The 26472-nt window shown below is 58.5% G+C and carries 27 protein-coding genes and 1 pseudogene; 8 read left to right on the plus strand and 20 right to left on the minus strand.

The features are described 5' to 3' along the window. Window positions 1–97 precede the first annotated feature (97 nt). Window positions 98–262, minus strand: a complete 165-nt coding sequence (locus AC3ITA_RS13160) for a DUF6026 family protein (protein WP_191628375.1) — start codon at window positions 260–262, stop codon at window positions 98–100. A gap of 272 nt (window positions 263–534) precedes the next feature. Here AC3ITA_RS13160 and gnd point away from each other — a divergent pair, with 272 nt between their 5' ends. Both gnd and zwf read left to right on the plus strand, forming a co-directional pair. Continuing rightward, on the plus strand, window positions 535–1515 hold the full coding sequence (gnd, locus tag AC3ITA_RS13165) for a phosphogluconate dehydrogenase (NAD(+)-dependent, decarboxylating) (RefSeq protein WP_150672455.1): 981 nt from the start codon (window positions 535–537) through the stop codon (window positions 1513–1515). After that, the gene (gene zwf, locus AC3ITA_RS13170) at window positions 1512–3026 is read left to right on the plus strand and encodes a glucose-6-phosphate dehydrogenase (RefSeq protein ID WP_095945617.1); all 1515 of its coding nucleotides are present in this window, start codon (window positions 1512–1514) and stop codon (window positions 3024–3026) included. Before gnd ends, zwf begins: the two co-directional genes overlap by 4 nt. Window positions 3027–3141: 115 nt before the next feature. Here zwf and nhaB read toward each other — a convergent pair whose 3' ends face one another. The 3 genes from nhaB to AC3ITA_RS13185 all read right to left on the minus strand — a co-directional run bounded on the left by nhaB (window position 3142) and on the right by AC3ITA_RS13185 (window position 6564). Continuing rightward, window positions 3142–4644 (minus strand): sodium/proton antiporter NhaB, encoded by a 1503-nt coding sequence (nhaB, locus tag AC3ITA_RS13175; protein WP_095945618.1) that lies wholly within the window; start codon window positions 4642–4644, stop codon window positions 3142–3144. Between the two features lie 78 nt (window positions 4645–4722). Then, the gene (locus AC3ITA_RS13180; protein ID WP_095945619.1) at window positions 4723–6012 is read right to left on the minus strand and encodes an NHL repeat-containing protein; all 1290 of its coding nucleotides are present in this window, start codon (window positions 6010–6012) and stop codon (window positions 4723–4725) included. 285 nt (window positions 6013–6297) lie between these two features. Next, window positions 6298–6564 (minus strand): hypothetical protein, encoded by a 267-nt coding sequence (locus AC3ITA_RS13185; protein WP_007970062.1) that lies wholly within the window; start codon window positions 6562–6564, stop codon window positions 6298–6300. Between the two features lie 342 nt (window positions 6565–6906). Here AC3ITA_RS13185 and AC3ITA_RS13190 point away from each other — a divergent pair, with 342 nt between their 5' ends. Continuing rightward, entirely contained in the window at window positions 6907–8232 is a 1326-nt protein-coding gene (locus AC3ITA_RS13190) for a sigma-54 dependent transcriptional regulator (RefSeq protein ID WP_095945620.1), read from the plus strand. A 53-nt stretch (window positions 8233–8285) separates the two neighbouring features. Here the strand turns inward: AC3ITA_RS13190 and fapF are convergent, their stop codons facing one another. The 9 genes from fapF to pnuC all read right to left on the minus strand — a co-directional run bounded on the left by fapF (window position 8286) and on the right by pnuC (window position 14511). Then, entirely contained in the window at window positions 8286–9557 is a 1272-nt protein-coding gene (gene fapF / locus AC3ITA_RS13195) for a fibril amyloid transporter FapF (protein ID WP_095945621.1), read from the minus strand. A 46-nt stretch (window positions 9558–9603) separates the two neighbouring features. Next, window positions 9604–10365 (minus strand): fibril amyloid subunit FapE, encoded by a 762-nt coding sequence (gene fapE, locus AC3ITA_RS13200; protein WP_150672456.1) that lies wholly within the window; start codon window positions 10363–10365, stop codon window positions 9604–9606. Window positions 10366–10391: 26 nt separating this feature from the next. Then, entirely contained in the window at window positions 10392–11072 is a 681-nt protein-coding gene (locus tag AC3ITA_RS13205) for a C39 family peptidase (protein ID WP_095945623.1), read from the minus strand. A gap of 61 nt (window positions 11073–11133) precedes the next feature. Further along, a complete protein-coding gene (locus AC3ITA_RS13210) occupies window positions 11134–11991 on the minus strand; it encodes a heme utilization protein (protein ID WP_095945624.1) in 858 nt (285 codons plus the stop codon). 65 nt (window positions 11992–12056) lie between these two features. Next, window positions 12057–12635: a fibril amyloid subunit FapB gene (gene fapB, locus AC3ITA_RS13215; RefSeq protein WP_489280562.1), complete on the minus strand. Its 579-nt coding sequence runs from the start codon at window positions 12633–12635 to the stop codon at window positions 12057–12059. 1 nt (window position 12636) lies between these two features. Continuing rightward, window positions 12637–13074, minus strand: a complete 438-nt coding sequence (gene fapA / locus AC3ITA_RS13220; RefSeq protein WP_095945626.1) for a hypothetical protein — start codon at window positions 13072–13074, stop codon at window positions 12637–12639. Window positions 13075–13172: 98 nt separating this feature from the next. Beyond that, window positions 13173–13379 (minus strand): hypothetical protein, encoded by a 207-nt coding sequence (locus AC3ITA_RS13225; RefSeq protein WP_489280564.1) that lies wholly within the window; start codon window positions 13377–13379, stop codon window positions 13173–13175. Window positions 13380–13426: 47 nt separating this feature from the next. After that, window positions 13427–13951, minus strand: a complete 525-nt coding sequence (locus AC3ITA_RS13230) for an AAA family ATPase (RefSeq protein WP_150672556.1) — start codon at window positions 13949–13951, stop codon at window positions 13427–13429. Next, window positions 13948–14511, minus strand: a complete 564-nt coding sequence (pnuC, locus tag AC3ITA_RS13235; RefSeq protein ID WP_095945628.1) for a nicotinamide riboside transporter PnuC — start codon at window positions 14509–14511, stop codon at window positions 13948–13950. Before pnuC ends, AC3ITA_RS13230 begins: the two co-directional genes overlap by 4 nt. A 296-nt stretch (window positions 14512–14807) precedes the next feature. Between pnuC and AC3ITA_RS13240 the strand changes: the two genes are divergently transcribed. Both AC3ITA_RS13240 and AC3ITA_RS13245 read left to right on the plus strand, forming a co-directional pair. Then, window positions 14808–15638: an undecaprenyl-diphosphate phosphatase gene (locus AC3ITA_RS13240; RefSeq protein WP_095945629.1), complete on the plus strand. Its 831-nt coding sequence runs from the start codon at window positions 14808–14810 to the stop codon at window positions 15636–15638. Then, window positions 15635–16063, plus strand: coding sequence for a DUF1294 domain-containing protein (locus AC3ITA_RS13245; RefSeq protein WP_489280565.1), 429 nt, complete (start codon window positions 15635–15637; stop codon window positions 16061–16063). Before AC3ITA_RS13240 ends, AC3ITA_RS13245 begins: the two co-directional genes overlap by 4 nt. A gap of 11 nt (window positions 16064–16074) precedes the next feature. On the opposite strand, the gene AC3ITA_RS13250 is transcribed toward AC3ITA_RS13245, so the two are convergent. Beyond that, window positions 16075–16434, minus strand: a complete 360-nt coding sequence (locus AC3ITA_RS13250) for an MmcQ/YjbR family DNA-binding protein (protein ID WP_095945631.1) — start codon at window positions 16432–16434, stop codon at window positions 16075–16077. After that, complete coding sequence (locus AC3ITA_RS13255) at window positions 16431–17339, minus strand: LysR substrate-binding domain-containing protein (RefSeq protein WP_095945632.1); 909 nt, start codon at window positions 17337–17339, stop codon at window positions 16431–16433. The genes AC3ITA_RS13250 and AC3ITA_RS13255 overlap by 4 nt, the downstream gene beginning before the upstream one ends. 131 nt (window positions 17340–17470) lie before the next feature. Between AC3ITA_RS13255 and AC3ITA_RS13260 the strand changes: the two genes are divergently transcribed. Both AC3ITA_RS13260 and AC3ITA_RS13265 read left to right on the plus strand, forming a co-directional pair. Further along, window positions 17471–18082 carry an FMN-dependent NADH-azoreductase gene (locus AC3ITA_RS13260; protein WP_095945633.1) on the plus strand — a complete coding sequence of 204 codons (612 nt, stop codon included), beginning with the start codon at window positions 17471–17473 and terminating at the stop codon, window positions 18080–18082. 167 nt (window positions 18083–18249) lie between these two features. Further along, on the plus strand, window positions 18250–19287 hold the full coding sequence (locus AC3ITA_RS13265; RefSeq protein WP_095945634.1) for an alpha/beta hydrolase family protein: 1038 nt from the start codon (window positions 18250–18252) through the stop codon (window positions 19285–19287). Window positions 19288–19410: 123 nt separating this feature from the next. On the opposite strand, the gene AC3ITA_RS13270 is transcribed toward AC3ITA_RS13265, so the two are convergent. The 4 genes and pseudogenes from AC3ITA_RS13270 to AC3ITA_RS13285 all read right to left on the minus strand — a co-directional run bounded on the left by AC3ITA_RS13270 (window position 19411) and on the right by AC3ITA_RS13285 (window position 24056). Continuing rightward, window positions 19411–20598 carry an MFS transporter gene (locus tag AC3ITA_RS13270; RefSeq protein WP_489280566.1) on the minus strand — a complete coding sequence of 396 codons (1188 nt, stop codon included), beginning with the start codon at window positions 20596–20598 and terminating at the stop codon, window positions 19411–19413. A 274-nt stretch (window positions 20599–20872) separates the two neighbouring features. Then, window positions 20873–22459 (minus strand): ABC-F family ATPase, encoded by a 1587-nt coding sequence (locus AC3ITA_RS13275; RefSeq protein WP_008053703.1) that lies wholly within the window; start codon window positions 22457–22459, stop codon window positions 20873–20875. A 12-nt stretch (window positions 22460–22471) separates the two neighbouring features. Beyond that, window positions 22472–22689 (minus strand): annotated as a pseudogene (locus AC3ITA_RS13280) (site-specific integrase); the annotation flags it as partial. Window positions 22690–22967: 278 nt separating this feature from the next. Continuing rightward, window positions 22968–24056 carry an acyltransferase family protein gene (locus tag AC3ITA_RS13285; RefSeq protein ID WP_489280567.1) on the minus strand — a complete coding sequence of 363 codons (1089 nt, stop codon included), beginning with the start codon at window positions 24054–24056 and terminating at the stop codon, window positions 22968–22970. Between the two features lie 446 nt (window positions 24057–24502). On the opposite strand from AC3ITA_RS13285, the gene lpxO reads away from it, so the two are divergent. Further along, entirely contained in the window at window positions 24503–25402 is a 900-nt protein-coding gene (gene lpxO, locus AC3ITA_RS13290) for a lipid A hydroxylase LpxO (RefSeq protein WP_095945648.1), read from the plus strand. 66 nt (window positions 25403–25468) lie between these two features. On the opposite strand, the gene ku is transcribed toward lpxO, so the two are convergent. After that, window positions 25469–26320 (minus strand): non-homologous end joining protein Ku, encoded by an 852-nt coding sequence (gene ku / locus AC3ITA_RS13295; RefSeq protein WP_489280569.1) that lies wholly within the window; start codon window positions 26318–26320, stop codon window positions 25469–25471. Window positions 26321–26472: the final 152 nt, after the last annotated feature.

Consider the following 26472-nt stretch of genomic DNA (forward strand, 5'->3'; position numbering starts at 1 on the left):
ATTTTGTGAGTTGCCAAGGGTGGCAGGGCATGAGCCGGTGCGGAAACAGTGCAGACTGCTTCCGCTTCAAAGGAGGGAATCAGGTGAGCGGGGTGCGCTACACCGCAGCCAGGGGCTGCACTTGACTGGCTTGCAGCAATAGCCGCAATTGCGCCAGCTCCTGTTTCAACTGATCGCGTTCGTTTTTCAGCTGACGCAATTCATCGCGACGGATTGTGACGTAAAGGGTTTGTGCTGGCAGTGCGGTATGTACTGTGCCCATTGCTCACCTCGCAAATGGCGTGTCTCAACTGTGGGTACGCCTCGAAATCCGGGGCTGACCTACTATCGGCGCCAATTTTGATTTCTTTTGCCCCCAAAGGGAACTTTTTTATTTTTCATGGTCGTTGTGTCTTCGGTTTGATTCCCGACGTTATCCATCAGGATCGGGCACAATGCCCGGAAACTTCACGCCAACGCTCTGGACTAACCTCATGAGTCGCGTTGGGCTATAACCTTTGACACACTTTAATTTGTAGTAGGGAGCATCAGCACATGCAACTCGGGATTATTGGACTGGGCCGCATGGGCGGCAATATTGCGCGGCGCCTGATGCTCAACGGGCACACCACCGTTGTTTACGATCGCAATACCGCCTTTGTCGAAGCCCTGGCCACAGAGGGCTCCACCGGCGTCAGCGATCTGCCGGCGCTGGTCGCCGGCCTGGCCAGGCCGCGTGCGGTCTGGGTCATGCTGCCGGCCGGCGCGCCGACCGAAGAAACCATCGACACCCTGAGCACCTTGCTCGAAGCCGGCGACACCATCATCGACGGCGGCAACACCTTCTATAAGGACGATATCCGCCGGGCCAAGACCCTGTCGGAAAAAGGCCTGCACTACATCGACGTCGGTACATCCGGCGGCGTCTGGGGCCTGGAGCGCGGTTACTGCATGATGATCGGTGGCGATGCCGAGACCGTTAAACGCCTCGACCCGCTGTTCGCAACCCTGGCCCCGGGCATGGGCGACATCCCGCGCACCAAGGACCGCAAGTCCGAAGACGATCGAGCCGAACGTGGTTATATTCATGCAGGTCCGGCCGGCGCCGGGCATTTCGTGAAAATGATCCACAACGGCATCGAATACGGAATGATGCAGGCGTTTGCAGAAGGCTTCGACATCCTCAAGACCAAAAACAGCGAGAGCCTGCCGCAAGACCAGCGTTTCGACCTGAACGTCGCCGACATCGCCGAAGTGTGGCGTCGTGGCAGCGTGGTGTCCTCGTGGTTGCTCGACCTGACGGCCGACGCCCTGGCCAGCGACTCGAAACTCGACGGTTTCTCCGGGTCCGTGGCCGACAGCGGTGAAGGGCAATGGACCATCGAAGCCGCCATGGAACAAGCGGTGCCGGTGCCGGTGCTGTCGAATTCGCTGTTCTCCCGCTACCGTTCCCGTGGACAAGGCAGTTTCGGCGACAAGATTCTCTCGGCCCAGCGCTTTGGCTTCGGTGGCCATGTGGAGACCTCGAAAAAATGACCCACGCGATCCGCAGGAAATCCAAGGCTGAGCCCGCTCCACCGACCACGCTGTTTCTGTTTGGCGCCCACGGTGACCTGGTCAAGCGTCTGTTGGTACCGGCGCTGTATAACCTCAAGCGCAACGGGTTACTCGGGGATGGACTGCGGATCATCGGCGTTGACCATAACGCCATCAGCGATGAAGGCTTTGCGCAAAAGCTCGAAGAGTTCATTCGCAACGAGATGGCTGGCAAGGGTGACCACACCCTTGATCCAGCGGTCTGGTCAAGACTTGCCAAAGGCATCAGCTACGTCCAGGGCGATTTCCTGGACGACAGCACTTATCAAGCGCTGGCGGCGAAAATCGCCGACAGCGGTACCGGCAATGCGGTGTTCTACCTGGCCACCGCGCCGCGTTTCTTCAGTGAAGTGGCACGTCGTCTCGGTGCCGCCGGATTGCTGGAGGAAACTCCCGAGGCGTTCAGAAGGGTGGTGATCGAAAAGCCCTTCGGCTCCGACCTGCATACGGCCGAGGCCTTGAACGCCTGCCTGCTCAAGGTGATGACGGAAAAGCAGATTTACCGGATCGACCATTACCTGGGCAAGGAGACCGTGCAGAACATCCTGGTCAGCCGCTTCTCCAACAGCCTGTTCGAAGCGTTCTGGAACAATCACTACATCGACCACGTGCAGATCACCGCCGCCGAAACCGTCGGCGTGGAAACCCGTGGCAGTTTCTATGAGCACACCGGCGCGCTGCGGGACATGGTGCCCAATCACCTGTTCCAGTTGCTGGCGATGGTGGCCATGGAGCCACCCGCGGCGTTTGGTGCCGATGCAGTGCGCGGCGAGAAAGCCAAGGTCGTTGGCGCGATCCGCCCATGGACAGTCGAGGAGGCCCGCGCCAACTCGGTGCGCGGCCAATACGCCGCCGGTGAAATCGATGGCAAGGCGCTGCCGGGCTACCGCCAGGAAGACAAGGTCGCGCCCGACAGCAATACCGAAACCTATGTGGCCCTCAAGGTCATGATCGACAACTGGCGTTGGGTCGGCGTGCCGTTCTACCTGCGCACCGGCAAGCGCATGAGCGTGCGTGACACCGAGATCGTGATCTGCTTCAAGCCGGCGCCCTATGCACAGTTCCGCGATACCGAGGTCGACGAACTGCAGCCGACCTATCTGCGCATTCAGATTCAGCCGAACGAAGGCATGTGGTTTGACCTGTTGGCCAAGCGCCCCGGTCAGGCCCTGAAAATGGACAACATCGAGCTGGGGTTCGCCTACAAGGACTTCTTCGAGATGCAGCCGTCTACTGGCTACGAGACCCTGATCTACGATTGCCTGACGGGTGACCAGACGTTGTTCCAGCGCGCCGACAACATCGAAAACGGCTGGCGCGCGGTGCAACCGTTCCTGGATGCCTGGCAGCAGGATTCCACCGTGCAGCGCTATGCCGCCGGGGAAAACGGCCCCAGGGCCGGCGAAGAACTGCTCACCCGTGACGGCCGCGTCTGGCACCGCCTCGGATAATGTGGGAGCGAGCTTGCTCGCGATGGCGGCGGCACATTCAACATCCTTGTGTCTGACAGACCGCTATCGTCGGAACGCCGCCCGGAGCAAGCTCGCTCCCACAGGGTCGGTGGTGTCAGAGCCAGTAGCTCACCGCATACCACCCGAGCACGCCCATCACCACGGTGTACGGCAACGCCATCCAGACCATGCGCCCATAAGACAGGCGCACCAGCGGTGCAATCGCCGAAGTCAGCAGGAACAGGAACGCCGCCTGACCGTTGGGTGTCGCCACGCTCGGCAGGTTGGTGCCGGTGTTGATCGCAATGGCCAGGGTTTCGAAATGCTCACGGGTCATCTCGCCTGCCATGAAGGCGCGCTTCACTTCGGTGATGTAAATGGTTGCCACGAACACATTGTCGCTGATGGCGGACAACAGTCCGTTGGCGATGAACAGCATGCCCGGTTGCTGGTCTGCCGGCAGCATCAGCACCCAGTGGATCAGCGGGGCGAACAGTTGCTGATCGTGAATCACCGCGACCACGGCGAAAAACACCACCAGCAATGAGGTAAACGGCATGGCGTCCTTGAACGCGGTGCCCAGGCGGTGTTCGTCGGTGATGCCGGTAAAGGCGGTGATCAGCACGATCACCATCAAGCCGATCAAACCCACTTCGGCGATGTGAAACGCCAGCCCGGCAATCAGAATCAATGCGGCAAAGCCTTGCACCAGAAGCGCTGCGCGTTGGCGCGTGGTGCGCTCGGCATTGTCTTCGGCGGCGTAGTTGGCCAGCACCGCACGGACGTTATCCGGCAGCAGCGTGCCGTAGCCGAACCAGCGCAATTTTTCCAGCAGGACGCAGGTTACCAGCCCGGCAACCAGTACCGGCAGGGATACCGGCGCGACCCGGGTAAAGAACTCGGCGAAGTGCCAGCCCATTTCATGGCCGATCAGCAGGTTCTGCGGTTCTCCCACCAGCGTACACACACCGCCCAGCGCGGTGCCCACGGCGCCGTGCATCAGCAGGCTGCGCAGAAAGGCGCGGAACTGTTCCAGATCGCCCTGATGCAGGGTGGGCAGATGATTGTCGTCGCTGTACTCGCTGTCCTGACGCGGATCGTTGCCCGAGGCGACGCGGTGATACACCGAGTAAAAGCCTACGGCGGCGCTGATGATCACGGCGGTCACGGTCAGGGCATCGAGAAACGCCGACAGAAAGGCCGACAAAAAACAGAACATCAGGGCCAGCAGGGCCTTGGAGCGGACCCCGAGCAGCAGGCGCGAAAACAGGTACAGCAACAGGTCCTTCATGAAATAGATACCGGCCACCATGAACATCAGCAGCAGGATCACCGGGAAGTTGTGCAGTAACTCGTCGTACAGCGCCTGGGGCGTGGTCATCTTCAGCAGCAGGGCTTCAATCATCAACAGGCCGCCGGGCATCAGCGGGTAGCATTTGAGCGCCATGGCCAGGGTGAAGATGAACTCCAGCACCAGGAGCCAGCCGGCAGCCACCGGGCCCGCGGTCCACAGCACCAGGGCATTGAGAATCAGAAAGCCGACGATGCAGGCCTTGTACCAACGGGGCGAGTGCCCGAGAAAGTTGTGCGCGAACGCCTGGGCCATTGAACCGGACATCGGCTGCTCCTTGTCTTGAGAAGCGCGCAACTTGCCGTAAGCGCGCCAGAAGATCAAGCGCAGGAAAAACTCCGGTGTTTATCCCTGGAAACGGGCGATGACCGCCTTGTAGTTTCCGTGCAGCGAATAGCCTCCCACCACGATGTGTCCATCGACTTGCGCGGCGACACAGGTGGCGCTGTCCAGGCTGGGGCCGAGGCGGGTACGTGTATAGCCGCTGCCTTTACCAAAACGGCGATCGGGAAGGCCATTGGGCAGGCACCGCCCGAGAATGAAGTCTGCTTCGACGCCGCCGAGGGTGGCGCCCGCCGTGAGCACACTGCCATCGGGTTGTAACTGCGCGGCGGTCCACTGGCATCCGCTGTAACCGATTTCTCGCCGCTGGGGGTGTCCTCCGTTGCAATGACTGTCGGCTCGGCCGTTGCTGTGCAATTTGAATGTCAGGCAGTGCATCGGCTCGCGACTGCTGCCAAAACACAGGATTTCGCCTTCGTGTTGCTGGACCACCCGGCTGACCCGGGCGCCATGCCCTTGCGCCTTGAAGGTCACGAATCCATCCACGGCAAAACGGTCGTCGAGGCGCCCGTCCGGGTGATAGCGTGCCAGCAAGCCTTCCTCGGGAAAATTGATCGATCCACCGACCAGGATTCGGCCATCACGTTGCACCGTCAGGCTGCTGAGCCAGGTATTCATCAGCAGGTGCCTGACCATCACGAAACCGCGACCGTTGAACGAACAGTCCAGTGAGCCTTCGACATCCAGTCGTATCAACATACCGACGTGATCGGCCAGTTCGAAGTGATGGTTGGCCAGGATCAGGATTCGGCCGTCTTGCTGTACGGCCACATCGCAGGCTTCTGCGCCGGGCACACCGGGAGGCAGCAAGACATCGCGCATGCCCAGGGACAGGCCACCAGGCAATCTCACGACACGGCGGCCATTATCGCCAAAGCCTTGCACCAGGCCGCCGTCCTGGTCCAGCAATGCCAGGGCCGGGAGTGTGCGGTGCGCGTTTTCGTATTGCAGGCCGGCCAACAGGATATTGCCGTCGGGCAGGATCAGGACCTTGGTGCCCATGGCTTCGAACCCCGGTTCGAATTGCCCGATGACACTGCCTTGTTTACCGAACGTCAGGTCTGCGCACCCATCCGCCAGCAAGCGGGCCACGCCAAAGCGGCTGCCATCGGGCATGCCGACTTTTGCGGCTACCAGCAAGCGACCTTGCGCATCGATTGCAACGTCATTGGCCAGGCTGAAAAGGCTGTCGGCGAAATAGACCTGGGTTTTGCCATTGGCGGCAAACGACGTGTCGAGGGCCCCGGCGTTGTTCCGGGTGGCGGAGTAGGCAATAGCGGACTGGCTTGGCATGCACCGCACCTCCTTGCGAGTCGTCCTGATCCAGAAGTTTGGGTGGCGACTTGATAAGGAGATTATTCAATCCCTGAATGGGAATATGCACAACTGCAAGAACTAACAGACGGAGGGTCGTTGTGTGCCACAACAGTGTCTTTTCGAACCAATGGCGAGCCTGCAAAGTATCAGGCGTATGCAAAGTTCGAATTAAGCAGTGTCAAGTAGTGCGTGCGGCCAGAAAAACTGCGAACTAAAGAAAGGAAAAGGGCGCGGATTACCCCGGAGTAATCCGCAAAACGATTAGTGCGGCATCGACCACGACTGAAGCGTGTAACCTTCCTCGCTCAATTCGGCGCGAGCCTGTTCCAGCAGCAGTTCGAGTTGCGCGGGATCGGAATAGGCGCTGCTGGGGATCTGCTTGCGGCCAATGCTGGTGCTGGTGCGGTCGATAACGGTCAGGCTGAGCTCGCCATTACCGTCTTGTGGAGCCCAGGCCACGCACTTGAATGGTTTAAATGCGCGGTCGGCAATCAGAAGTGCTTCGTTGATACGCAGCGGGGCGTTCATAGGGTCTTCTCTCTGTGTGCCCAATCAAGTGATGTGCCGAGGGTTGGGCTTACCGTTCGGCTGGTTACTTGTACTGATGCCCGCAACCGGGGGTTGGGTCACACACATTCAAAAGAAATTTCCACTTTATTTCACAGACCCAGGAATGAGCCTGACATTGAAAGCTGAGTGAAAGGAAAGAGTCGTTAGGTGACTAACATAATCGCAACTTATAACTGGTTTAATGGCGTCCCTATAGTCAAACAGTACAAGGCCCTGTCAAATTCTTGCTAATGTTACAGTCGGGTCTGCCAAATGACTGTTTTTAATAAAATTTCGTAAATTTGGCGCCAAGGAACAGTCATGAGCGATGTGCCTGCCTTACGACGTTTGTTAGTGGTTGACCCCTGTGACGATTGCTATCGCCTGCTCCCTGGATTGCGCGATATCGGTTGGGACGTTGACAGCTGCACGCTTGAGAACGCCGTTGACCGAACCTGTGACGTAGGCTTGCTACGCTTGCAGCCCTCGCACCTTGAGCACCCGGAGGCAGTCAAAGAACTGATCAGCCGCAGCGGCACTGAGTGGATAGCCGTACTCAATCAGGAAGTGCTGCGGCTGCAAAATGTCGGCGACTTCGTCTGTGAGTGGTTTTTTGACTTTCATACCTTGCCGTTCGACGTGCACCGGGTTCAGGTAACACTGGGCCGGGCGTTCGGCATGGCGCGGTTGCGCGGGCAGGGTACGGTCCATGTTGATCAGCCCGAGCACGAATTGCTGGGCGACAGCAAACCTGTCCGTGAGCTGCGAAAACTCTTGAGCAAACTGGCTCCGACCGAATCTCCGGTGTTGATTCGCGGTGAAAGCGGCACTGGCAAGGAGCTGGTCGCGCGAACCCTGCATCGTCTGTCCCAGCGTCACAGCAAACCCTTTATCGCGATCAATTGTGGGGCGATCCCTGAGCACTTGATCCAGTCCGAGCTGTTTGGCCATGAGAAAGGCGCATTTACCGGCGCGCACCAACGCAAGATCGGACGGATAGAGGCCGCCAACGGTGGCACTCTGTTTCTCGACGAGATCGGTGACCTTCCACTGGAGTTGCAGGCCAATCTGTTGCGCTTCCTCCAGGAAAAACACATCGAGCGGGTCGGCGGCAGTCAGTCGATTGAGGTGGATGTGCGGGTTCTGGCGGCGACGAACGTCGACCTGGAAGCCGCCATCGAGAAGAAACGCTTTCGCGAAGACCTGTATTACCGCTTGAACGTACTGCAAGTGGCGACCGTTCCGCTGCGCGAGCGACCTGGCGACCTGGCGGTGCTGGCCAACCACTTCTCCCATTTCTACAGCCATGAAACCGGGCGTCGCCCACGCAGTTTCAGCGACGACGCGTTGATTGCCATGGGCAAACACGACTGGCCAGGCAATGTGCGCGAGCTGGCCAACCGCGTCCGTCGTGGATTGGTGTTGGCCGAAGGCCGGCAGATCGAGGCCCGTGATCTGGGGTTGATCAGTCAGCATGCGATCGCCGCGCCGATGGGCACCCTCGAAGAATACAAGTCCCGGGCCGAACGCCAGGCGTTGTGCGATGTATTGAATCGCCACAGCGATAACCTGAGTGTCGCCGCCAAAGTGTTGGGTGTGTCGCGACCGACCTTCTACCGGTTGTTGCACAAGCACCAGATTCGCTGAGCTCCGGCCGCAAACCAAAAAACCGTTGCGATTGCAGCGGTTTTTTGTTCGGGTCAGAAGTAGTAAGGGAGTTTCAGACTGAACTGGAAGTCCGGCGCATCGTCGGTCATGCCGATGGACAGATTGGGCACGATGGTCAGGTTGTTGGTGGCCGCAATGGTCATGCCGATGTTGAAGTAACCGGCATTGGCATCGCTGGAAACCACCGATTGCCAGTCCCCGCCGTCTTCCTTGAGCTTGCTTTTGCGTTGCACCAGGTCAGAAACCGAGAACGACATGCTCATCTTTTCGTTCAGGGCGAACGCGATACCGGCGCCGATCTGGAAGCTGTCGCCAATGCGTACCTTGCCCGGTGTCTTGACCGCCGGGTTGGAGCTGATGTCGTCGAAAGATTCTTCCAGGTTGTGCGTGTAGGACAGGCTGCCGAACAGCACTGCCGGATCGAACGTCTTGACCAGCGAGATCCCCGGCGTAATCGACCAGACGCCGTTACCGGTAGGCAAGGACTCAGGCACGGCCAGGTTTGAGTTGTCGGCCACCCGAACCAGCTTGATACCGAACGGGTCTTTGCCGGTGGGCGCCTTGACGCGCAAGGTCACCACGGCATCCGGCGTGTTGACTGACTCGTCGAGGAATTTGTAGGCGATACCGAAGTTGACGTCGCCTATGGTCGGGTCTTGCGTGACGGAATCTTCGGTCGTGACGTTTGCGGCTCCGCTATTACCGCCACCGGACTGGTACGTGGACTCACGGTAGACCACCGGCACGTTCAGATCGAACTGCCAACGATTGTTGAAGTTGTAGCGGCCGGTGAGGTCAAGCGTCCAGGTGTCGGCCTTGATCCGGTCCAGGTTGATGGCGCCCAGGAAGATCGAGTCCAGGGCGAGAAATCCATTGAGGATCAGTTGGCGGGTATCGTACCGGGAGTAGGTTATCCCGGTTTCGACGCTGAACTTGCCACCGCCGAAGAACCCGCTGGCTTCGTCATACAGGTTCGAAACGCTTTGCGCCGGTTGCGAGTCACTGGCCAGCGATTGTCCATAAGAACTGCCGCTGCCCCCGGCGGCGACCCCTGGATTGCCTTTGAGATCCGCTGGCGATTTGGCCAGGCGCTTGGGTGGGGGCGAAGCGGGCTGCTCTTCGACCTGGCGAACTCGCTGCTCGAGCACCGCCAGGGCCTTTTGCTGGACTTCGTATCGTTGTTTCAACTCCAGAAGCTCTTGTTTGAGCGCCTCCAGTTCCGGGTCAGGTGCTGCGTGCAATATCGCTGCCGGGAGCAGAGCACTCAAGCATGCAACTGCACGCAGTGATACTGATCGGTACATGAAATAACCCGTCCATTTGTGCCCAATGGTCCAGAGTCAGCGTAGTTCAATACCCCATGGTCCGTAACGCAGCGAGTTGGTTGAGGTTGCACTCCAGTACACCCGCACTCGGGCCATTGTTGTTGAGCACCACGTTGAGTTGAGTCATGTTGTCCACAATATTGCTGCTGCCCAGCAACCGGGTGTTTTGCAGCAACCCGCCCTGGGCGACCTGTTGCAGGCTTGTGCCCTGGTTGTTGTTGGCGGTAATGGACATCTGAACACCGCCGCCGGTCGCGGATACGGCGACACTGCCTGCGGCATTGCTGCCGGTAATGGTTTGGCCGGCTATCAGCGCCTGGCCCTGGCTCGGCACCAGTGCAGGGGCCGTGCTGGCCTCCTTGACGTTGATGGCGATGTTGTTGTTTGCGCTGTTGCCATCGCCTGCTGCTCGTGTGACCTGGGTTATGCCCCGGGAAGTGTTCAGCGCATCGCCCCCCGACACGTGACCGCTGCCCGACTTGGGCGAACCGCCATGACCGGATTGCTTGATGGTTGAAACATAGAACTGGGGTTTGACCGTTGCGGCTTGAAGCTGCATCGAGGTGGACGCTCCGATCAGGTCACCACTGGCATTGCGCCAGGTACTGCTCATGACAACACCGAAGCTGATGACCCGCCCCGGCATCACATACCGGCCACGCAATTCGGCCAGTTCATCGTCCTTGAGTTCGATGGGTCTGAACTCTTCAGCAAAACCTGAAGTGTTCGCTGCCAGAAAGGCAGCGACCACCCAATACGAGGTTTTCATTTGCTGCTCCCGGAGCATCCTGCCCCCTGTCATCTTGTTGGCGATTAAAAGAAGTCGCTCTGTATGAAACCAAAATCCATCAATTCAGCATCTTTGACCGGGTTGAAGTTATCCATCTTGTTCTTGGCAGTCAGCGGTTCCGGTGGACTGCGTAACGCATTGGTTTTGTCGTAACCGGGACCGACGATAGCGAAAATAATGCCATTCCAGCCTTTGACAAAATCATCATGGGCGTAGCGTTTGTGTCCGAGTACCGGGTCGCCGATATAGACCCAGTTCTTGTCCGCCCGCTGTAGCACCACAAAATGCTTGTAGCCGCGAATTTCCATCAGCACCACCACTGGAATCGTCACGGCTTCGAGTCTTTCCGGCGGGATCCTGTAGCCCCGGGCGCGCATGCCGATGCGTTCTATGTAGCGCTTCATGTCCAGCATGGAAAAACCCTGGGTACGCACAAGGTCCTGGTCTGCGGTGACCAGCATGCCTTTGATGATGTGTTCCTCATCGACGTCCAGCCAATAGGCCTGGCGCAATATCGTTGCCAGCGCGGCGGCGCCGCAGCTGAAATCGGTTTTTTGTTCGACGATGTCGCTGAACTTGCGCTCGCGCAAACTCTGTACGTGCTTGTACACCAGTACGCCACCGGGCAGGGCGGCAACCGGCATCTGTGCAGCCTGGGTCAGGCCAGACAGGCAGAGCAGGGCGAAAAGGACAGTCTTACGCATGATCGATACGCCTTGGGACAGTGGAAAAAAACCGTCGCCGGAGCTTCCATTGCAATCGCGGTTACTGACAAGACCTGCAGCCCGCGGCGATGGACAGCGAGTTGCTTTGCTGGTTGCCCACGCCAGACGATACGTTGGCTCCGCCGTTGCCGGAGAAGTTGTTCATCGAACCCGTTATCGAAGCATTGTTGGTTACAGGGGGTTTCCAGCCCTCTGGCGTCATCACCTGTTGAGTGGTTACGCCCGCCAGACCGAGTACACCCACGGTGACTAAATCAGTCGGGGTGCTGTCGTCATGCCTGGCGTTGTTGGTGACGTTCAACCCGGACGTACTTTGGTTGGCCGCCGCCGCCGCTTCTGCTACACGTCCGCCTGAAACGGCAATCGCCAGGTTGTTTTTCTGTTGGTTGAAGTCGCCGGTGGTCACGTTGATGCCGATGTTGCCGGAACCGCTGTTGCCTGCGTTGTTGAGCGTTGTGTTGTTGGTGTTGGAGTGGTTACTGGCGGTGTTGCCGGCGCTCTTCTGAGACGCGCTGGAGACGGCGACCGCGGTGCCGAAGATGAAGCTTTCGTCAGCCGTGGCAAGGGCGGCGGCGTTGTCTTGCTGGTTGCCGTTACCGGCTGCAACGTTGGCGCCCATGTTGCCGTTGGAGTTGTTCAGGGAGTCATCGATTCCAGCTTCGTTCCTGGTGTCCCGATTCAATACGCTGCTGCCGCTGCTTTTCTGCGAATCCAGCACGGCGGCCCCGGCACCTGCTGTTATCCGCATGATTTGTTCCAGCGTTGGGCCTTTGGGCTGATGGTTGTTGCCTTGTCCATTGCCCTGCTCGTGATCTTCAAGACCGCCGGCTTGTGCTGCGAATGCCATCACAGCTGCCAGAGCGAAAGCCAGAGGTTTGAGAGCCGTTGTCGGGTTCATGGTGTTTCTCCGTGCTCATTTGTCTGTCAAGTGTTGGTACTTCCCTGATCGCACTGTATCGGGGGTCAGTCAGCGACCCGGATGCTCAGGGTGTTAGCCATTCGGTTCCCCACTCCGGCACTTTGGTTCAGCTGGATCACTCCCCGGCTGCCGGTAAAGGCCTGGTCGCTTGTCACGACCTGGCGACTGCCGTGTGGGGTGCCAGTTGTTCCGAAGTTCGGTAGCAACGCCACGTTCTGTTGAGAAAGCGCACTATCGTCAATGGCTTGCGGTGCAGCGCTGATGCTGACGCGCATGGCGTTGGCCATCTGGTTGTTCGCCCCCACGCCCTGGTTGACGCCCAGTACGCCGTTGCCATTACTGAAGGAGGAGCCGCCGATAGTGGCCGTCGCATCCATGGACGGATTGGCGGGCGTGGTGATGTTCTGCTGGACACTGGTGGTCGCACCCGCCTGGGTACCCATGGCGATCGCGCGGACGTTGGCCTGCTGTTGTCGATCGCCAGCCGCCTGGTTGACGTTGAAGTTGCCCCGGTATTGAGTACCGGAATCCTGGAGGGTGGCGTTGTTCACCGAACTGACGACCGAATCCGCCATTACGCTGGTACAACCGAACAGGGCCAGTAGCAGCAGGGATCGACTCATCTCATTGGCCTCCCGCCATTCTGCCCAGTGAGCCGAGGCCGCTGCTCATGGCGCGGTTGATGGTTCCGGAAATCGCGCTGCCACTGCCACCGCCGTGGCCGACGGACATGCCGGGCAAACCGTTGGGGTTGGTGACGACGTTGAGGCCTTGCATGCCACCCGGGCTTTGACCGTTGTTGTGGCGAAGGGCCGTTCCGGTGGTGACCCCGGCGATGTCGGCATCGCTGAGTTCGCCGGTGACGCGGGTTGATGGGTTGGCATTGACGGTGTTCGGGTTCGGATCTCTGCCGCCGCTGCGACCGATAGGGGTTGAGTGAATGGTGCGATCAAGCACGATGACGCCGTTGCCTTCGGCGTGAACGTCGAAACTGAAAAGCGTGCCCGCAACGCTTGCGATCAGCAGCAGGCACGTCAAGACTCTCTTGTTGAGTATCCCCACGATGCTCTTTCCTTCTCATGTGGGCTGGCTCTGGTCGGCTGTGTGAAGGAGAGAGCGAAAGCTGTGCCGGTTTTTGAATGTCGTGTTGATTCAACGGCTTATGGATGTTGGCCGGATACCTTCTGTCGAGGATGTTTCAGCACTGAGACAAAAACCTGCGCAGGCAGCACGAAAATACAGATAAACCGCTCTGGAACAAGGGTGTCGGGGCGCTGTATCAATGACTTAACAAATCCGATGATCAGGCGGTGCAGGGCGCTGAAATGGGTGGTTTGAGGCAGGGAGGGTGTTTCAGGATCGGACACTTTCCCCCCCGGGACAAGGGGGGCGGGGGAATTGCCCCAAACGCCTGTCAGGCGCCGAGCAATCGGGTCACGGCGTGCAGCGCCTGGAATCGGCGTTCTGCCCAATCTCCGTGCAGTACCTGAACCGGTTGTGCATGGCGCTCGAGCCAGGCCAGGGTCTGGTCGAAAAATGCCTGGCGCTCACTCAATCGGGGCTGGCAACGTTGGCCGTCATCCGTCCATTCGACGTGTTCCGGCGACAGCAGCAAGTGCAAGTCGTAATGCCGGGCCAGTAGCGCTTGTTCGATCCAGGCGGGGCAGTCGCCAAACAGGGTCTGGCTCCAGAGGATATTGCTTAGCAGGTGCGTGTCGAGGATGAGCAGAGACGGTTGTTGCGCCCGCGCTTCGTCCTCCCATGCCAATTGACCGCTGGCGATGTCCGGAATGTCGGCCAAGGTGGTGTCCCGCGGATTCTGCTCGATGAACCAGCGCACATGCTCGTCGACCAGAACCCCGCCGAAACACTGTTGCAACTCGGCCGCCAGCCAGCTTTTACCGCTGGATTCCGGGCCTGTGAGTACCAGGACTTTCATGCGCGCAACGCCGGGTCGGCGCGCCATTCGCGCCAGCCCTGCACGGCGATGACCGCGAACAACCCGTACAGCGTGGCGGTCAGGTACAGGCCTTTATAGAGGAACAACCCGACGAAAATCACATCGAGAGTGATCCACAGCGGCCAGCATTGGAGCCGTTTTTGCGCCATCCAGACTTGCGCCACCAGGCTGAATCCGGTCAGCGCCGCATCGAGCCAGGGTTGCGCGGCGTCGGTCCAGTGGGCCATGGCCGCTCCCAGCAACAGGCTGCCGAGTGCGCCAATAGCGAGGCTCAACGCCATGGAGCGGGTATCGAGCCGACTGACTTCGCGGCCATGGGTCGTTTCACCCACCCGTGTCCATTGCCACCAGCCGTAAAGCTGCAAGGCGGCATAGACGACTTGCAGCAACATGTCCGAATACAGCTTCACCTCAAAAAAGATCCAGCTATAGAGCAGCACCATGACCAGGCCGATGGGCCAGCACCAGGGGTTCTGTTTGACTGTCAGCCAGACGGCAATGACACCGAGGGCGGCGGCAAACAGTTCAAGCCCGGACATGGAGGCTCCTTGGGAAAATCGAAAAGGGGGCCGATTGTAACCGGATTGGGGTCGGGAATCCCCTGGCGCAGAGTGTGCTTCATTGGCGCGCGATAACGCGGCAGCACCAATCGGACTTGTCTGATAGGATTTCGGCCCCGCACGGATAAGCCCGGATCAGGATTGTTTTTTTCACAGGATTTTGACGGTTCTGTGGTGATCCTTGATGCGCGGGGAATCAGCTACGCTGATCGCATTTCAAGCTTTTGAAAAATACTGACGGGGCATGCCGGCGCGCATAGCCTTTTGGGGGATTGATGGATTTTTGGACCGCCTTTCAGGCATTGATTCTTGGGGTTGTAGAAGGGCTGACAGAATTCCTGCCCATTTCCAGTACCGGCCACCAGATCATCGTGGCCGACTTGCTCGGCTTCGGGGGCGAGCGGGCAATGGCGTTCAACATCATTATCCAGTTGGGTGCCATCCTGGCGGTGGTATGGGAGTTTCGACGCAAGATCTTCGACGTGGTCATCGGCTTGCCGACCCAGCCGGGCGCTCGGCGGTTTACCGCGAACCTGTTGATCGCGTTCTTGCCGGCCGTGGTGTTGGGCGTGATCTTCGCCGACTTGATCCACGAATACCTGTTCAATCCGATCACCGTGGCATCGGCGCTGGTCGTGGGCGGGTTCATCATGTTGTGGGCCGAGCGCCGTCAGCACGAAGTCCACGCTGAAACGGTGGACGACATCACCTGGAAAGATGCCCTGAAAGTCGGCTTCGCCCAATGCCTGGCCATGATTCCGGGCACTTCCCGTTCGGGCTCGACGATCATTGGCGGGTTGCTGTTCGGCCTGTCGCGCAAGACCGCTACCGAGTTTTCTTTTTTCCTGGCGATGCCGACCATGGTCGGCGCGGCGGTGTACTCGGGCTATAAATACCGTCACCTGTTTGTCCCGTCTGATTTCCCGGTGTTCGCGGTCGGTTTCGTTACGGCGTTCGTCTTCGCGATGATCGCGGTCCGCGGGCTGCTCAAGTTCATCGCCAACCACAGCTATGCGGCATTTGCCTGGTATCGCATTGTGTTCGGCCTGATCATCCTGGCGACCTGGCAATTGGGCTGGGTCGACTGGAGCGCGGTCAAGCCGTGAGCTTCTCAAGCTCGCGCAATAACCCCGGGCGTCAGCCCGGGGGACAGACTCGCCATCCACGGCTGAAGTGGCTGGTGTTTGCAATCCTGTGCGCGTTGCCGCTGTCGGGTTCGGTGTCGTCATGGCTGCACGGGGTGTCGCTGATTCCCCTGGCGGCCTATGGCATCGTCAGCGTCGTGACGTTTTTTCTGTACTGGAGCGACAAACGCAAGGCCCGCGCCGAGCAATGGCGGACGCCGGAGAATGTCCTGCATGCGCTGGAGCTCGCCGGCGGCTGGCCCGGTGCCTTGCTGGCGCAGCAAGCGTTCCGGCACAAAACCCGCAAAGTCTCCTACCAGTTGGTGTTCTGGATCATCGTGCTGATGCACCAGGTGTTCTGGATCGATCACCTGTTCCTCGGTGCACACCTGTTCGCCTTGTTCTGATAAAGAACGCCCTAGAGCAACAGGCCGACTTGAGTGCGCTTAGGCAGTTTGCTCACCACCAACTGGTGGGAACGCTGCAGCAAGCCCTGTAGTTCTTCGCTACCGAGCGGGTAGGGCGTTTCCATGATGATCCACTGGGCGCGCGCCAGATAAGGCGCCGGATGAATTCCCGGGCGGTCGCAATGACCCAGAAACAGATCCTTGTCGACCTTGAAGGCCAGGGAATTACCTCGCAGGCCCTGCAAGGCGAACATCTTGTTCCCGGCAATCGAAAATACCCGTACGCCTCCCCATTTATAGTCTTCCCGCGCTCCGGGCAGGGTAAGGCAGAATTTCGCGACATCCTCTTCGCTCATCCGTGCGGCTTTCATAACAATCGTTCCCCACAGGCATTGAATGACTCGACCAGATGGTCAATCCAGGCGCGTACCGCCGGCATGACCCCGCGCCGATGAGGATAGACCGCTTGCAGCCAGCCACCGGGCAACGACCAGTCGGGCAACAACTGCACCAGTGAGCCGTTCTCCAGTTCCTGCTCGCAATACATCATGGGCAGCATCGTAAAGCCCAGGCCGGAGAGGGTGCTGGCCTTGCGCACGATAAAGTCATCGATGCCCAGCCGGGCCTCGAGCGCGAGTTCACAACTTTTGCCTTTTTGATCCAGCAGGCGGATGTGCACCATGCGGTCGGCTTCCAGGGCGCCGAGCACCGGCAGGCTTTTCAGATCCTCGGGATGGTTGATCTCACGTCCAACGAGAAAGCCGGGACTGGCGACCATCAGCATCTGCGCCTGACGCAGGCGGCGAGTGACCAGCAGCGGATCTTCGTCGCCCAGTTCCCGTACGCGCAGGGCCACGTCGATGCCTTCGTTCACCAGATCGACCCGCCGGTTGAGCAACATCACCTCCAGCTGGACTTGCGGAAAGCGTTCCAGAAAGTCGCTGATCACCCCCGGCAATATTTCATGGGCCAGCCCTACGGGGCAGGACACCCGCAAGCGTCCGCGGGGCTCGCTGGACATGCTGGCCACGGCCTCGTCGGCCATTTCCGCCTCCAGCAGCATCGCCTGGCAGTGCCTGAGATAGCGCTCACCGACGGCAGTCAGCTTCAGTTGTCGGGTGGTGCGTTGCAGCAGACGTGCGCCAAGGCGCTCTTCCAGCTCGGCGATGCGCCGTGACAATCGGGACTTGGGAATGCCCAGCAAACGCCCGGCTGCCGCGAATCCCCCGGCTTCCACGACTTTGGCAAAGTAATACAGGTCATTGAGGTCTTGCATGATGTGAATCCGATTGTTCTATCTGTGGGACGAACTATCGCATTGTTGCCGTCTAATCAGCTATTGGTTTCGTCTGTAGGATTAGTCCCATCAGATCGCCCTTGTGGGCGATCCTCACTTGGAGATCCCACATGAAACTGCTGCATATCGATTCGAGCATCCTGGGCGACAACTCGGCTTCCCGTCAGTTGAGCGGTGAAGTCGTCAAAGCCTGGCAAGCCGCCGAGCCAACCGCCGTGGTGACCTACCGCGACCTGGCCGCCGACGCCATCAGCCACTTTTCCTCCACCACCCTGGTCGCCGCCGGCACCACCGCTGAACTGCGCAACGCCGCGCAACAGCACGAAGCCGAACTGAGCGCCTCGACCCTGGCCGAATTCCTGGCTGCCGATGCCGTGGTGATTGCCGCACCGATGTACAACTTCACCATCCCGACTCAACTCAAAGCCTGGATCGACCGCATTGCGGTGGCCGGCCAGACCTTCCGTTACACCGAAGCCGGCCCTGAAGGCCTGTGCGGTGGCAAGAAAGTCGTTATCGTTTCGACCTCCGGCGGCATGCACGCCGGTCAGGCAACCGGTGTTGCCCACGAAGAGTACTTGAAGTTGCTGTTCGGCTTCATCGGCATCACCGACATTGAAATCGTGCGCGCCGAGGGCCTGGCTTACGGTGACGACGTGCGCAACAAAGCCATGAGCGCTGCCCACGCACAGATCAGCGAGCAGTTGTTCGCCGCCGCGTAAGGCTTTCGTAAAACTTGGCAACCGTTCAGGTAAAGCCCAAAAAACTCTGTATTCTGGTTACGCAAGTACCAGGTGCGGAGTTTTTTGTTTCTGGTAGTTTCAGATTGTGGCCCGACTTATGCTATTCAGGGTGTACGTCTCAAGTCCGGTAACAAGGTGGGGCATCCATGATGCGTCTTTGTGCAGCTTTACTGATTTGCCTGCTCAGCAGCCTGAATACAGTGCACGCCGCGCCTGCACCGCATCCTCACTGGAGCGCCGGCTTCCATGAGATGACTTTCCTCGACCCGCTGGACCTGCAGCCGATGCGCGCCATCGCCTTCTATCCTTCCAGTGATCGGGAACACACCAGCAAGCTCGAGGGTTACACCGTCGAAGCGGGGGAGGACACCAAGGTCGCCATCGGCCGGTTCCCGATGCTGATGCTGTCCCACGGAAACACCGGCACCCCGTTGGCCCTGCACGACCTTGCCACGTCACTGGCGCGCAAAGGTTTTGTCGTGGTGGCGGTGATTCACCCCGGTGACAACTCCAAAGACCACAGCCGACTCGGTACTTTGAGTAACCTGTACGGCCGGCCGATCCAGATTTCCGAAGCCATTACCGCGACCTTGGGCGACCGTATGCTGTCGCCGTTCGTCAATGCCGAGCAGGTGGGGGTCATCGGTTACTCGGCCGGTGGCGAGACTGCATTGATTCTGTCCGGCGCGACCCCGGACCTGGATCGCCTGCGCCGTTACTGCCAGGAGCGCCCGGACGATCGCGATGCCTGCAACACCCAGGGCGAATTGATTGTCGACCGCGACGATCTGCAACCAGTGGCCGACCCTCGCGTTCACGCCTTGATGTTGATGGCGCCGTTGAGCCTGAAGTTCGGCCGCCATACCCTGGCCGATGTGCATGTGCCGGTACTGCTTTACAGCGGCGATGGCGACAAGCTGGTGGCTGTCGACAAGAACGCCGCGGCACTGGCGCGCAAACTGCCGACCGCGCCTGACTTCAAGCTGCTGGCCGGGGCAGGGCACTTCGTGTTCATGGCGCCGTGCAATGACGAGCAGATCGTGATCATGCCCGCGCTGTGCACCGATGCCGATGGCGTCGACCGGCAAGACATTCACCGCAATCTGATCTCTGAAGCCGGAAGATTTTTCTCGCGCACCCTGGGCAGGCCGACCCGGGCCGGGATGCAGACGGCTGATCAATAATAGGCGCTTCAGCCCTTGTGGGAGCGAGCCTGCTCGCGATGAGGCCTTCTGATCCAGCATTGCAATCGCCTGACACACTGTAATCGCGAGCAGGCTCGCTCCCACAAGTGACTACACCAAGGCTTACGTCATCGCGCGGCGCTTGAGCAGCAACGTCAGCCCTAGCCCCGTCACCGACAACAACGCCGCACTGAAGAAAATCCACACATAACCCAGGTTCAACGCCACTGCGCCCATCAACGGGCCGGCAATGGCCAGCGCCAGATCGAAAAACACCGCATAGGCACTCAGGCCCGCGCCCCGGCTGGAGTTGGGCACCTGTTTGATGGCCTCGACACCCAGCGCCGGATACACCAGAGACAGGCCGAATCCGGTCAGGCCGGCACCAATGAGCGCATACCCGGTTGAAGGTGCCAGCCACAGCAGCACCAGGCCAACGGTCTCAATGCACATGCACGCGATGGCCGAGGTGAAGCCGCCAAAACGGCTGATGGCGGAAATGAACAGCAGCCGCGACAGTATGAAACACACGCCAAACACGGTCAGGCAGTAGGCCGCGCCGGTCCAGCCGCGGTTGACGTAATACAGGGTGATGAAGGTCGTCAGGGTGCCGTAGCCAATGGACGCCAGACTCAGGCTCGCGCCAAACGGCGCAATGCGCCCGAACACCGCCAAAAACGGCAAACGTTCACCGCGCACCACCGGCACCGAGGGCTTGTTGCGAATCAGCACCAGAGCAGCCAGGGCCAGCAACGACAGGGCGATGCCCAGGCTGGCGAAGCCGAGTTGTTGCACCATCACCACGCCCAGCGGTGCACCGATGGCAATCGCCCCATAGGACGCGATGCCGTTCCAGGAAATCGACCGCGCGGTATGCTCAGCGCCGACCTGGCCCATGCACCAACTGATGGTGCCGACGCCGATCAACCCTTGGGCGATCCCCAGTAACAGGCGCCCGGCGATCAGGATCAGCAGGCTGATCAAGGGAAAGCCCTGCAACAGGGTCGACAGCCAGGTCAGCGCGCCACTGAGCACAATCCCCGACAAGCCATAGATGATTGCGCGCTTGGTGCCGACGCTGTCCGACATCCGCCCGGCCATGGGTCGGCTGAGCAGGGTGGCGAGGTATTGCGAGCCGATGGTCAGCCCGGCGACGACCGCACTGAACCCGAGTTGTTCGTGGACATAACCCGGCAATACCGCGATCGGCAGTCCGATGCAGAGGAACGCAATAAAGGTATAGAAAACGATGGAGACGATCTGCAGGGTGATCGCCATGGAGCTTTGCGGAGGCACTTGCTGCACAGACATGAGGGCTCGTTCGCGGGCGGCGGTGGGAGACCTGCATCATGGCGCGGCGTTGCAATAAAAGAAAGCAGGCTAACGGTTTTGCTCGTCAGTGCCCTTGAGTCAGCCATCGCGAGCAGGCTCGCTCCCACATTTTGAAATGCATTCCCCTGTGGGAGCGAGCCTGCTCGCGATGATTTATGCACCAACAAGAAACCTTGGCCCGGAATGCAAAAAGCCCCGTCACATGGACAGGGCTTTCAACTTGCAGCTAGCAGCTTAAAACTGATGGCTACCCTTAGAACACCACACCCTGGCTACGCAGGTAGTCGTCGTAGGTGCCGCTGAAGTCGGTCACACCGTTAGGGCTCAACTCGATGATGCGGGTGGCCAGGGACGATACGAACTCACGGTCGTGGCTGACGAAGATCAGCGTGCCCGGGTAGTTTTCCAGCGCCAGGTTCAGCGCTTCGATCGATTCCATGTCCAGGTGGTTGGTCGGTTCGTCCATCACCAGTACGTTCGGCTTTTGCAGGATCAGCTTGCCGAACAGCATGCGGCCTTGCTCACCACCGGAGATGACCTTGACCGACTTGAGGATCTCGTCGTTGGAGAACAGCATCCGGCCCAGGGTGCCACGGATAATCTGCTCGCCCTGAGTCCACTGGCCCATCCAGTCGAACAGGCTGACGTCATCTTCGAAGTCATGGGCGTGGTCCTGGGCGTAGTAACCCAGTTCCGCGCTTTCGGTCCACTTCACGGAACCGGCGTCCGGGGTCAGCTCGCCCATCAGGGTGCGCAGCAGGGTGGTCTTGCCGATACCGTTCGGGCCGATGATCGCCAGGCGCTCGCCGGCTTCGACGGTGAAGCTGAAGTTCTTGAACAGGGTCTTGCCGTCGAAGCCCTTGGACATCTGCTCGATGGTCACGGCCTGGCGGTGCAGCTTCTTGGTCTGTTCGAAACGGATGAACGGGCTCACGCGGCTCGATGGCTTGACTTCGGCCAGCTGGATCTTGTCGATCTGTTTGGCGCGGGAGGTGGCCTGCTTGGCTTTCGAGGCGTTGGCCGAGAAGCGGCTGACGAACGTCTGCAGTTCGGAAATCTGGGCTTTCTTCTTGGCGTTGTCCGACAGCAACTGCTCGCGGGACTGGGTGGCCGCTGTCATGTACTCGTCATAGTTGCCCGGGAACAGGCGCAACTCACCGTAATCCAAGTCAGCCATGTGGGTGCAGACGCTGTTGAGGAAGTGACGGTCGTGGGAAATGATAATCATGGTGCTGTTACGCGCCTTGAGAATGGTTTCCAGCCAGCGAATGGTGTTGATGTCCAGGTGGTTGGTCGGCTCGTCGAGCAGCAGTACTTCCGGATCGGAGAACAGCGCCTGGGCCAGCAATACCCGCAGTTTCCAGCCTGGAGCCACTTCGGACATCGGGCCGAAATGCTGTTCCAGGGGAATACCCAGGCCCAGCAGCAGTTCGCCGGCGCGGGATTCGGCGGTGTAGCCGTCCATCTCGGCGAATTCGGTTTCCAGCTCGGCCACGGCCATGCCGTCTTCTTCGCTCATTTCCGGCAGCGAATAGATGCGGTCGCGCTCGGCCTTGACCTTCCACAGCTCTTCGTGACCCATGATCACGGTGTCGATCACGGTGAATTCTTCGTAGGCGAACTGGTCCTGACGCAATTTACCCAGGCGCACGTTCGGCTCCAGCATGACCTGGCCGCCGGACGGCTCAAGGTCGTCGCCGAGAATCTTCATGAAGGTCGACTTGCCGCAACCGTTGGCGCCGATCAGGCCGTAACGGTTGCCACCGTTGAACTTGACCGAAACGTTTTCGAAGAGCGGCTTGGCGCCGAACTGCATCGTGATGTTAGCTGTGGAGATCAATTACCTTACCTATCAATGGTTTAGAGCTGGTGTTTTTTTGCCTGATACCGATTCGATACCAATCTGGAGCATTTCCAGCTCCCCCAGTCTGAGCTTGAGTTGAGCCAACGCGCATAGGCCGTCAGCAACATTTGGACGCCGTGGCCAAGCTGCTGAGCGATGAATGCGGGGTTCAGGTTGGACTTTGAGCATATTGTCGCATAAGTATGACGGCAGTTGTACGGCGGTCGACAAGGCATCTCCGCCCGTTCAGAGGTGGCGCCGGTATTGGTGCGCTCCTCGACGACATACGTTGCAACGAGCGCCCGATGTCAACCTGGCGCCTCATCAGGCCATCGGGATGCCTTCGCAGTGCGGCCATCCCGGATGGGCCAGGTTCGCTGGAAAACGCGAAGCCTGGCCATTTCGTTGTGCTGGACAGTCGCAATAATACGAAACGGGACTTTACCGACGATCGGTTTCGCCCTGATTTACCGGTTGGTAATTGGCGGACCTGACCGGAGCTTTTTTAAAGCTCCTGCGTGGTACAAGTTGCTGTCCTTGGGATGGATAGTCGATGGAGTTTTTTCGCAAGCGTTGAGCCGTATTTCGAGCAGTTTTTTTCAATCAGCATCCACGAAGCGTAACCCAGTATGCAGCAGATGATCATTGCACTTATCTGGTTGAATATAAGGCCTTGCTCTGGAAAAAAGGCTACAAGAATCTGTTGGACGGGGAAACCCCAAAGATAGATCCCGTAGGATATATCAGATTTCATTTTCAGTTTGATCGTGAAGGCGAGGCTTGAAAGATAAAGTATTGATACAAATAGTGCGGAATAAAATAGGTAGGGGACGATTGAGGAGTTGTTTATCAGGAAGTAGAGGATCCACAATCCCGAAGTGACGTGAAGGTTGATATGTATATGGTCTTTAAGTAGGGCAAGGATTGCACCAGCAGCAAAGCACGGAGCTAGCATGACGGCCAGTTTGGAAGATGGCAGAAATGAAAGTTTAAGATACTCTGGCAGAAAAGGAGTGACGGCAATAATCAAAAATATTGAAATTGCAATCCATTTGCTTTTGGACGCCCCCAGCATAAAGAACGCGAGAAGCGCCGTATAAGCCGCTATTTCATATGGAATTGTCCATAGCGAACCATTGACCGCAGATTTGAAATAATTTGATTCAAACACCCCTGGAAGTGTATGAGTAATGGACATTGTAATGTTGTTGGTTACATATTTTAACGTGGCAGGGTCTTGAAAATATTGATCGATTGGTAGTGTGGTAACAATTGGCCCTATTATCGTTGCGGTTACCACTACTGTGAATATCAGGGCCGGCCAGATGCGGAATGCTCTGGCTATAATAAAGTCTATTGGGGACCGCTTTGAAAGGAGACTGTTAGTGACGACCAGCCCACTCAGAAAGAAAAAAATATTTACCGCGAGTGATCCTGAGTAATCAAATTTAAGAAGTCGGGCAATGAAGTCTGTTTCTTTACTACTGTGCGGGACGAGAGCATAGGCGTGACCATAAATAACCATACACGCGGCTATAACACGGAAAATATCGAGATTATTATTATCCCTGCTCAGCAAGGTAGAGAGCTTCATTTTTTTTCGTCCTGCTTCACGCTGTTGGTCGATTTTTTTTCGAGATTGTATGCATTTTGTATGATATTGCTACTTTTTTGTCTGGCGGATGGAGTTCGAGTTGGATGTTTTCATCGAATTTTCCGTTAACTCTAAATAAATCCTGGGGAGTTGACGCTTTGCGAGCGGAGCGAGAGGCGAGATTCTCCAAATCATCTCGATCCTTTACGATCAGGCAGTGAGGCCACTGCTATGGGGTGGCCGCGACAGGGACAAAATTTCACAGATGATAGCTAACAACTGGTTACAGATGGTGGCTAAAATGCCATCTTTCACCTTTGCCGACATTCGGCAGGGCTCAAGGACGGACGCCGGACCGCTGTATCGTTTTCAGACGCTGCGCAAGGCCCTGGACCGTTGACCTGCAGGGTCGAGCAATTTGTTCACTTCTGATGTGTGACGATTCCGTGAAACTGATCATTGCCGCTATCTACGTTGTCTCCATTGCGTATGTCCACCTGCGTGGCCGAGTGCGCCACAAGCTGGGGCGTCAGTTGAGTGATCACTCGACGTTTCTGGCGCCGATCAACTGCTTTCTTTATCTGTTTTCGAAAATCCCCAACAAACCGTATCTCGATCCGGCTGACTTTCCCGACCTGAGCCCGCTGCAGGCGCATTGGGAAGAAATTCGTGCCGAAGGCCAGAACTTGCTTCACGCCGGCGAGATCAAGCGTTCGAACCAGTACGACGACGTCGGTTTCAATTCGTTCTTCAAGACTGGCTGGAAGCGCTTCTATCTCAAGTGGTACGGCGATAGCCACCCGTCGGCCATGAAGCTCTGCCCGCGCACCACCGAACTGGTGCAGGGCATTGGCTCGATCAAGGCGGCGATGTTCGCCGAGTTGCCACCGGGCTCCAGACTGGTGCGCCACCGCGACCCGTATGCCGGTTCGTATCGTTATCACCTCGGACTGGACACACCCAACGCTGAAGGTTGCTACATCAATGTCGACGGCCAGAACTATCATTGGCGCGATGGCGAGGCGGTGATGTTCGATGAGACTTACATTCATTACGCCGAGAACACCACGCCACACAATCGCATCATCCTGTTTTGCGACGTCGAGCGGCCGATGAAGTACCGGTGGGCAGCGGCATTCAATCGCTGGTTCAGCCGCACTGTCATGTCGGCGGCCGGTGCACCGAACGAGGATGGAGACCACACCGGCGGGCTCAACCGACTGTTCAGCAAGGTCTACAAGGTTCGTCTGCGCGCCAAGGAACTGAAAAAACGCAACCGCAAGCTTTACTACTTCCAAAAGTGGTCGATCTTTGCCGGGTTGCTGGCGGTCTTCATTCTGATCTGATTTTTTCGGTGCCGCGTACCATGGCTTCGCGAGCCTGTTCGCGAAGAGGCTGGGACGTCCAGCGGATCACTTACTGACTTTTTTCCTGGCAACCGGTTTGCTGGCCGCCTTTGGCCTGGTCGCTGCTTTACCGCTACCGAGACTGCGCTTGAGCAGTTCGGTCAGGTCAATGACATCCGCCGTTTTGCGTTCCTCTTCACCAAAAGCGGTTTCGACGTCTTCGATCCTGCCTTCACGCGCCTTCTTGTCCACCAGGGCCATGATCTTGTCCTCAAAGCCGTCCCGATAGTCATCCGGCGTCCACTCGGCACTCATGTCCTCCACCAGGCGCCTGGCCATGTCCCGTTCGCCCTTGGCCAATTCAGGCCTGGTCACGTCGCTGCCCAGCGCCAATTCATCGAGACTTCGCACCTCGGCCGGCCAGCGCAGCATGACCAGGACCAGTGCCGATTCCAGTGGCATCAATGCAGCCAGATGCTGGCGGGTATGCAAGACCACGCGGGCGAGGGCGACCTTGCCGGTTTTGCTCAGGGTTTCGCGCAGCAGTGCATAGACCTTGCCGCCGCGCTTGTCGGGTGCCAGGTAGTAAGGCGTGTCGATGTTCTGCAAGGGAATCTGCTTGCCGTCGACAAAGGAAAAAATGTCGATGGTCTGGGTCGAGAGCGGATGAGCGGAACGGATTTCCTCTTCACTGAGCACCACGTACCGGCCTTTTTCGTATTGCACGCCCTTGACGATGTGCTCCCTGTTGACTTCCTTGCCTGTGACCTTGTTGACACGCTTATAGCCCACCGGGTCCATGCTGCGGCTGTCGAGCCAGTCGAAATCGACGCCTCGGGAGGACGTTGCCGAGACCAGCGCCACAGGGATGTGCACCAGTCCGAAGCTGATTGCGCCTTTCCAGATTGCCCGTGCCATGGTGGTCTACTCGTGAGTGATGTTCAGGTGACCGGCGGCTTTGGGTAAAAGTTTCTGTGATCAGCGCACCGGTTTCCTGGCCGGATCAACCTGGTGCCGCATCGTGCCGGAGAGTTTTTGGTTAACAAATCCGAACCTCGGGCGTAGCGTGG

The sequence above is a fragment of the Pseudomonas sp. GL_090 genome, from assembly GCF_057837765.1.